The following is a 5,193-nucleotide window of genomic DNA, read 5'->3' as shown; positions in this document are numbered from 1 at the left end:
CTGCAAGGCCTCGAGAGTTACACGAAGTGAACGAACGTGGGGGCTAAAGATCCTCTAGCTTGATCGTCGGCTCCGCCATCACGCGCACCGTGCTTTGCAGCCCGCGCAGGATCTGATTGGCAAAAAAGCTGCTCTGGGTGTCGGGCTCCAGCGCCGCCACCACCAGGTTGGCCATGGGCTGGTTGAGCGGCACGTAGTAGCTGCCGCGCGGCACGTCGACCACGCCGCGCGTCAGGCTGACCTGCACCTTGATGATGGCGTTGCCGTCGGCGATTGCGCCGCGCACGTCCTGGCGCTCGCCCGAGGTGCTGGCAATTTCACGGTAGCTGTCGCCCAGCATGGAGCCCTGTTCGGCAACGCGCAGGACCTGCACGCCGTGCAGCCGCAGCCGGTCGACCGCCACGGTGGAGGCTGCCGACAGCCAGTAACCGCAGGGGCGGGCCCGCGCTTTCAGGGTGCGCAGCGCCAGCGCCGAATCCCAGTCCACGTTGACGGCCTTGTCGGCGCCGGTGACAGGGTCCAGCATCAGCAGTTCGTACTGGGCGGCGGTGGGGCCGGCTTCGATGACGGCCTGCTCCTTGCAGGCCTGGGCGCTGACTTCCTTGTCGAGGTAGGGGCGCAGCTGGTGCAGTTCATTGGCGCGCTGGGCGGTGCTGGCCAGCACGCTGGTGATCGCGGTGACCTGGGTATGCACCCGCCGCTGGATGTGCAGGCGGCCTATGCCGACGCCGCGCGTTTCGATCAGCAGGCTGACGGCATTTTTCAGGCCGTTCACGTTGCGGCCGGTGTCGGGCTGCGTGCCGCCCATGGAGATTTTTTTGTCGGCCAGGTCGCTGGACGTGGTGTAGTACCACTCGCTGCTGAGGTTCTGGCTCTTGAGCGCGGCCAGCATCGGGCGGCGGTACCACTCTTCGGCGGCCTTGGTCAGGAACTCGGGCAGGTTGGCCGTGGTGGCGTACTGGAACAGCGCGTCGAACTTCTGCACCGTGCCGAATTTCTGCAGGAAGCGGCCCACTACCGTGTATTCATGGGCGTCGACCACCACGGTCGGGTTGTAGTCGCGGGCCAGCCGGGCCAGGGCCTGGGCCTCGGGCGTGTTGAGCAGCAGGTGGTCGCGGTTCATGTCCAGCCCGCCGCTGGTGGCGCGCTGGTCGCCGGCGGCGCCGTCGGGATTGCCGCGCGGGACGATGACCACGTTGATGCGCTCCAGCACCGGCTGCAGCAGGCCCTGGGCGAGWTCACGGGCGATCACCAGCAGCGCCTCGCTGCCGGCGGGCTCGTCGCCGTGCTGCTGGCCGACCAGCAGCACCGTGGGTTTGCCCGCGGCCTGCATGACGGCGGGGTCCGTGCCGCCGGCACGGGTCAAGACCAGCGCTTCCAGTGTCTCGCCGCGTTGCGAGCGGCCTATGGGCAACACGCTGGCCCGGATGCCCGGCGTGCGCGTGGCGGCCGCCGCCTGTTCACGCAGCCAGGCCTGGATTTCGGCCTGAGTGGTGAAGGCGCTGCGGCCGGCTTGCAGGCCGGGGGTGCTGTAGCTCACCGACGGCGCCGGGAAGCGGGCGGCCACCGCTGCGCTGTAGGGGGCGGGCGTATCGGCCTGGGGGGCGGACGACAAAGGCTGTGCGGCCGGCGCGACGGGCGTCACCTGTACGGCTGCGGGCGGAGTCGCTGCGGAAGGGCGCTGGGCGGCCGGCGCGGGGGCCGCTACGGCGGCAGGCTGGCCGGGCGGTGTCCAGGGCGGCAGCGGAACCGAGCTGCAGGCAGCCAGCAGGGCCAGCGGCATCAGCAGCGCAAGCGGGCGCAGGCCGTGATTACGCGAGGCGGAAAACTGTGTCTTGGGTGATTGCGGCAGGGTGGTCGTCATGGATTTCTGCGCCTCAAGCGTGGCCGGGGGCTATGGATGGACCGCTCATGTTACCCGCCTTGCGCGGCCCGTGGCGCACCGGTTTGCGCCGCCGCCACAGTGCCGTGGCCTGCTTCGTGTTTTCCTACATGACGCCTCCGGGGCGTCCCACACCAAGCCCATTGCGCACCGCCTAAATTGGCTCAGCGGTCGGCTTCTGGCGGCCGCCTTCATTTGTAAAGCCGATAAACCAACGACCAACCCCCAAGAGGAAGCCCATGAGCAAAGCACCTGCGAAAAAACACGATGCCGTCGACCTGCTCGACGCCGACCACATCGCCGTCAAAAAACTTTTCACGGCCTATAAAAAGCTGTGTGACGGCAATGCGCCCGCCGAAGACAAGCGCGAGGTCGCCGACCAGATCTGCCAGGAACTGACGGTGCACGCGCAGATTGAAGAGGAAATCTTCTATCCCCAGGTCCGAGCGGCCATCAACGACGACCCGCTGCTTGACGAGGCCGAAGTGGAGCACTCCACGGCCAAGGATCTGATCGCGCAGATTTCGGGCATGGACCCGGAAGACGACCTGTATGACGCCCGGGTCACGGTGCTGGGCGAATACATAGACCACCACGTCAAGGAAGAGCGCGAGGAAATTTTCCTCAAGGCCCGCAAGTCCGAGCTGGACCTGGTAGCCCTGGCCGAGGAGCTCAGCCAGCGGAAAATGGAGCTGATGGACGAGCTCAAGACCGCCCATGCCTAGCCTTTGGCGGCTGGCGTCCCGGCGGCAAGAAGGTTCTTAAACCCCGCACTGCCGCCGGCAACGCCCTTTCTGGGAAAATGGGGCATGCCCGTCCCGTTTTCCCCTGCCAGCCTCTCCGGTGTTCCCGTTTCGGCGTCCAGCCATCCCTGGCGCCTGAGCGTGGCGCCCATGATGGACTGGACCGACAGGCATTGCCGGCATTTTCACCGGCTGCTGTCGCGCCATGCCTTGCTGTACACCGAGATGGTGACCACGGGCGCCTTGATCCACGGCGACGTGGAGCGCCATTTGCGCTTCAATGCCGAAGAGCATCCTGTGGCGCTGCAACTGGGTGGCAGCGAACCCGCGGACCTTGCGCGCTGCGCCCAACTGGGCGAGCAATGGGGCTATGACGAAATCAACCTCAACTGCGGTTGCCCCAGCGAACGTGTGCAGCGCGGGGCTTTCGGAGCCTGCCTGATGGCCGAGCCGCAACTGGTGGCCGATTGCGTCAAGGCCATGGTCGACGTGGTCGATGTCCCGGTCACGGTCAAGCACCGCATCGGCATCGACAAGGCTGAAAGTTACGAGTTCGTGCGCGACTTCGTCGGCACGGTCAGCGAGGCCGGCTGCGAGGTCTTTATCGTGCATGCCCGCAACGCCTGGCTCAAGGGCCTCTCGCCCAAGGAAAACCGCGAGGTGCCGCCGCTGCGCTATGAGCTCGTGCATCGCCTCAAGCAGGAATTTCCGAACATGGTGATCTGCATCAACGGCGGCATCAACACGCAGGAAGAGGTGGCCGGGCATTTAGCCGCGCTTGACGGCGTGATGATTGGCCGCGAGGCCTACCACAACCCCTGGTGGCTGGCCTCCTGGGACAGCGCCTTCTTCGGCGCCGCCGAATCCCCGCTGACCCGTGAAGCCGTGGAAGCACAGATGTGCGACTACATGGTGCGCGAGGCCGCCGAGCACGGCACGCCGAAGAGCGCTATCGCGCGCCACATGCTGGGCTTGCGCAACGGCCTGCCCGGCGCGCGGCGCTGGCGCCAGGTCTGGAGCGACCACCGCCTGCGCGACATGCCGCCGCATGCCGTGATGGCGCTGGCGCATGAAATGCCGTCCTCATCGCCGTCGGCGCTTGCCGACGCCACCGCCATGGCCGATGCCTGATTCCGCGCAAAAACAGGCACGCCAGGCGCTGGCCCTGCTCTGGCTGGTGCCGGCGCTCTGGACGGTCAACTACATCGTGGCGCGCAAGGCGCCGGGCGTGATCGGTCCCTACCTGCTGGCCTTCGGGCGCTGGGGCCTGGCGGCGCTGTTTTTGCTGGTGCTCACCCGGTCGGAGCTGTGGCGCCAGCGCGGCCACATCACCAAGGTGTGGTGGCAGTACCTGGTGCTGGGCACCCTGGGCATGGTGATCTGCGGCGCCTGGGTCTACCAGGGCGCGCGCTCCACTGGTGCGATGAACATCGCGCTTATTTATGCGGCGTCGCCGGTGCTGATAGGACTGGGCGCGGTGATCTGGCTCGGTGAGCGCCTGGGCTTGCGCCAGGGCCTGGGCGTGGTGCTGGCCATTGCCGGCGTGGTGCACGTCGTGGTCAAAGGCCAGTGGACAGCGCTGGCCGGTGTGCAGTTCTCGGCGGGAGACCTGTGGATCGTGGCCGCCACGGTGTCATGGGCGGCTTATGCCTTGCTGCAAAAGCAGTGGCCCAGCCCGCTCGGCGCCACGGCCCGCCTGGCGGCCATCTGCATAGGCGGCACGCTGGTGCTGGTCCCCTTGACGGCCTGGGAGATGTCGCGAGCAGACGCGTTGCCCTTGAGCGGCTACGGCCTGCTGCTGATTGTGGTGGCCGCGATCGTGCCGGGGCTGGGCGCCTACTGGATTTACGGCTGGGCGCAGAAAATCCTCGGCGCCAGCCGTGTAGCGGTGTCGCTTTACCTGGGCCCTCTGTATGCGGCGCTGGCCGCCTGGGGTGTGCTGGGCGAACCGTTGGGCTGGCACCACGCGGTGGGTGCCGCATTGATCTTGCCCGGGGTATTTTTTGTAACGGGTGTCGGCAAGGGGCTGACTAAAAAACATTCAAGGCCGATACTGACAAAAGGCGCTTGAAATTGCTGACACACGTTGGCGGTTTCAGCTTGCGGCCTCGCTGCCCGTTCATGAAATGCGCGTGCATGAGCCTTGCTTTTTTCATGCGACCTGGCTTGAGGCGCTGATGCCGGTGGGCGAATTTCCTCTTCAGTAAATCAGCCTGTAGCTGCTTGATTTCCTGAGCGCACAGCTATTGAAAACATAGCAACGCCATCGAGGCGATAGGCTTGATGCGCACCGAAGCCTGCATGAGCACATGCACATACACATCTTCCGGTTTCTTTAAAAAAATTGACTGTACGTATTCGCGCATTTGGAAAATAATGGAGTTGATTGTTCATTGGAACTTTCCATTGATGCTGCGGTCTATCACTCACTCGATGTGAGACAACAGTTCGATGCATAGCGCGGAATCCGGGGCGGATTTTCATCACGGGCCAGGGTTCCTTCGGTTCCCGCGCGTATAGGAGGATTTATGGATGTCGTCCGTAATTTTCTGACGCGTTATGAACAGA

The 5,193-nt window shown here is 65.2% G+C and carries 5 protein-coding genes; 3 read left to right on the top strand and 2 right to left on the bottom strand.

The features are described from left to right. Window positions 1-43: 43 nt before the first annotated feature. Window positions 44-1,864 carry a M14 family metallopeptidase gene (locus tag AC1D0P_RS21405; protein WP_477678591.1) on the bottom strand — a complete coding sequence of 607 codons (1,821 nt, stop codon included), beginning with the start codon at window positions 1,862-1,864 and terminating at the stop codon, window positions 44-46. Window positions 1,865-2,121: 257 nt separating this feature from the next. On the opposite strand from AC1D0P_RS21405, the gene AC1D0P_RS21400 reads away from it, so the two are divergent. The 3 genes from AC1D0P_RS21400 to AC1D0P_RS21390 all read left to right on the top strand — a co-directional run bounded on the left by AC1D0P_RS21400 (window position 2,122) and on the right by AC1D0P_RS21390 (window position 4,696). Further along, window positions 2,122-2,607 (top strand): hemerythrin domain-containing protein, encoded by a 486-nt coding sequence (locus AC1D0P_RS21400; protein ID WP_477678590.1) that lies wholly within the window; start codon window positions 2,122-2,124, stop codon window positions 2,605-2,607. Between the two features lie 84 nt (window positions 2,608-2,691). Beyond that, on the top strand, window positions 2,692-3,756 hold the full coding sequence (gene dusA, locus AC1D0P_RS21395; RefSeq protein WP_477678589.1) for a tRNA dihydrouridine(20/20a) synthase DusA: 1,065 nt from the start codon (window positions 2,692-2,694) through the stop codon (window positions 3,754-3,756). After that, a complete protein-coding gene (locus AC1D0P_RS21390) occupies window positions 3,749-4,696 on the top strand; it encodes a DMT family transporter (protein WP_477678588.1) in 948 nt (315 codons plus the stop codon). Before dusA ends, AC1D0P_RS21390 begins: the two co-directional genes overlap by 8 nt. Window positions 4,697-4,833: 137 nt before the next feature. Here AC1D0P_RS21390 and AC1D0P_RS21385 read toward each other — a convergent pair whose 3' ends face one another. Further along, on the bottom strand, window positions 4,834-5,019 hold the full coding sequence (locus AC1D0P_RS21385) for a hypothetical protein (RefSeq protein ID WP_477678587.1): 186 nt from the start codon (window positions 5,017-5,019) through the stop codon (window positions 4,834-4,836). Between the last annotated feature and the right edge of the window lie 174 nt (window positions 5,020-5,193).

The organism is Polaromonas sp. P1_G2, from assembly GCF_056405515.1.
This window is presented reverse-complemented; position numbering and strand designations above follow the sequence as displayed.